This window comes from Pararcticibacter amylolyticus (genome assembly GCF_003130405.1).
Classification (GTDB): domain Bacteria; phylum Bacteroidota; class Bacteroidia; order Sphingobacteriales; family Sphingobacteriaceae; genus Arcticibacter; species Arcticibacter amylolyticus.
The window spans coordinates 50,873-54,049 of record NZ_QEAS01000010.1; the positions used below are offsets into that span (position 1 = coordinate 50,873).

1 protein-coding gene is annotated in these 3,177 nt (G+C 45.0%); it reads right to left on the reverse strand.

The window, feature by feature from the left end; all coding sequences use genetic code 11:
- The coding region (locus DDR33_RS12990; RefSeq protein WP_109416379.1) for a glycoside hydrolase family 2 TIM barrel-domain containing protein at nucleotides 1–3,165 on the reverse strand (3,165 nt) is incomplete at its 3' end.
- Nucleotides 3,166–3,177: the final 12 nt, after the last annotated feature.

Sequence of the window (3,177 nt, forward strand, 5' to 3'; positions counted from 1 at the left end):
CCCCACCGGTCTCATCACAAACCCGTAACTCTGATCCCTGTACGGAATCATATATTCCTTCAACGGCCAGGCGCCCCAGCTATCTATTCCCTGCAAGCCGGTTTGCTGGAGGTCAATGTGCATGTAAACCCGATCCTTTTCGCTCAGTTCACCAGAGTGATACTGTTTCTTATCCTCCTCAGGGTCAAGATCATTCAAGCTATAAGGCAATGCCGAAAAGTTAAGTAAACTATCCGTAAATTCAAACCTTATCCCCCTGCCTTTCTTATCAGTAAATTTCACCCAGCGTACATCCGATTTATTACCGCTCTCCTGTGGCCTTGCGTAAGGAAAATACTGATCTTTAAGAGACTGAGAATACAAACCCAGCAATGAAGCCGATTTCCTGTCCCAATAATTTTCCCAGGGACCACGTCCGTACCATTCTATCCTGTCAAACTCCTTCCTCATCTGCAGGTTCGTTCCCACCCGCATCAAAAGAGGATAATTGCCTTTTATAACTTTCAGTCGGTTTTGAACAGAAATAGTACCATCCGCAAATACCAAAAAAGTTTGCCCGCATACAGCATCACCGTTCAGCAGACTGCGGCTAAACTTAATTTCATAAGTTCCATCCGGTCGTTCATTCCATACTGCTTCCAGGATTGTACCCGATGAATAAGCCTCTCTCCACACCCTCATCGATTTGTTAAAACCCGTACCGATATCATTGTCCGTAGGAGCTCTCCAAAAATCGGGAACAGGCCCGCCAAGAAGCACAGGCTGCCCATCAAGCAAATACCCGGACATCATTGCCTTCCGAAAGTCCCATTGAGCAGAAAAACCTTTACCGCTTATTGTCAGAATGCTGTCTCTGTATTCCGGACGCAGCTTCTCCCGGATTTTTGCCGGATATGCGGTAACAACCGGCGGCGGCCCCAAAGGAAACTGTTCATACGCAACTTCATGACCAGCAGGAAGAAGAGGTTCCGCTTGTTTGAGAAAATAATGAACGTTAAGGAAATATTCCCTTCCATCATCAGTATTAGTTCTGGCATGTATACGAAGAGGTAATATTTCACCTGCTGAAGCAGTAAGGTTCAGCACTTTCCCCTTCTCACAAATCCTGCCATCCCTTAATACTTCCCACTGTAATTGAATATTCGAAAGGTCCCTGAAAAAATATTCATTCTTCACCTCAAGCATAAACGGACTTTTCATCAAAGTCTGGATAGGCTGAATAACCTTCTTAATTTCTATCGCCATTGGAGTGAGCTTATGATAAGCGGTTACCACACCCTTTACACAGAAATTATTATCACTCAAATTAGGATCTGCCGGTCCTTCAAGCGGAAAATCACCCCCATAAGCCAGTATCCTGCGGCCATTTTTCACTGTGTCAATAGACTGATCGATCCATTCCCATATAAAGCCCCCCTGCAGGTAAGGGCAGTTCCTTATCGCTTCCCAGTATTCCTTAAAATTTCCCAGCCCGTTCCCCATGATATGTGCATATTCACTCATGATCATCGTCCTGTCCGGATTACTCTTTGAATAGCTGATCATGGAAGAAGGAGCAGGATATTGAGGAACCATTAAATCCGTATTATAGTCAGATTCTGCTCTTTCGTACTGGACAGGCCTTGAATCCTGTTTTTTAAGCCAGTCGTACCCCTCATAAAAGTTTATCCCGTTACCAGCCTCGTTACCAAGCGACCAGGTCACCACACATGTAAAATTCTTATCACGCTCATACATCCGGCTTATCCGTTCCATATGAGCCTTTAACCATCTTTTGTCATTGCCAAGGGTGTAAGGCAGTTCGTAGCCCCGCCCGTGAGATTCTATATTAGCCTCATCCACCACATATAAGCCATACTGATCGCACAACTCCAGCCAGTAGGGATCCGGAGGATAGTGAGATTGCCTTACCGCATTAATATTCAGTTTCTTCATCATCTCAACGTCCCGGAGCATATCTTCTTTCGACAATACATGCCCGTTTTTAGGATGATGTTCATGCCTGTTCACCCCTTTCAGCAACACCCTTTTTCCATTCACCAGGAAGTTCCGGTCCTTAATCTCAACAGACCGGAAACCGATCCTTTGGGGAATGACCTCCAGTATTTTGCCCGTTTTATCTTTCAGGGTCAGGTATACCGTATACAAATCAGGAATCTCCGCAGACCAAATTCTAACAGAGGGAATGTCCGCTTTGAAGAACACCACATGTTTGTAATTGCCCAATATACTTTGCTTCGACTGAACAGCCTCATAAACCGTTCTTTTTCCTTCACTGTCTACAAGCTCAGCACTCACACTGAAAGTATCAGGAACGCTATGAAACCCTTTTCCGTCAATCTTATAATTGTTCACCTCTGCCGAGATCTCCAGGATACCATCCCGGCAGTCAGCGCCAAGTCCGGCGGATATCTTAAAGTCGCGGATGTCCAGTTTAGGTGTGGAATAAAGAAAAACATCTCTTTCAATGCCCGAAATCCGCCACATATCCTGGCATTCCAGGTAGCTCGCATCACTCCACCTGTACACCTGCAGGGCGATCAGGTTCTCCCCGGTCTTTACATACCGGGTAATATCAAACTCCGCCGCCAATTTGCTGTCTTCACTGTAACCCACCTTCTCACCATTTACCCAAATGAAAAAAGCTGACTTTACCGCCCCCAGATGAATAAAGATCTGCCTGCCGTCCCAGGATTCAGGAATAAGCACTTTCTTCCTGTATGAACCTACAGGATTATTATCCGCAGGAATATCATAGGGAGGATTTAACTTTTCGTTCTTTTTAGCGTGACCTGTAAACTCGTAAGAAGTATTAATATAAATTGGCGTCCCATATCCATTCAGCTCCCAATTCGCCGGAACCTTAAAATCAGTCCATCCCAAATCATCATATTCGTTTCTGAAGAAATCAAGGGGACGCTTTCGCGGATCCTTCACCCAGTTAAACTTCCAGCTTCCATTCAGCGACAGAAAGAAAGCAGATTTCTCTCTTTCCCTCCGCTCTGCCAGTTCCCTGCTCTCATAAGCAAAAGAAGCTGCCCGCATCGGCATTCTGTTAACCGACACAATATCAGGAGACAGCAGCTCAGAAGGAAGCTCCTGACCCTCTGCCGGAATATTTACCCCTAAAACAAAAACGAAAAAAACAATATTGAAAAATCTCATTTTATATAACTT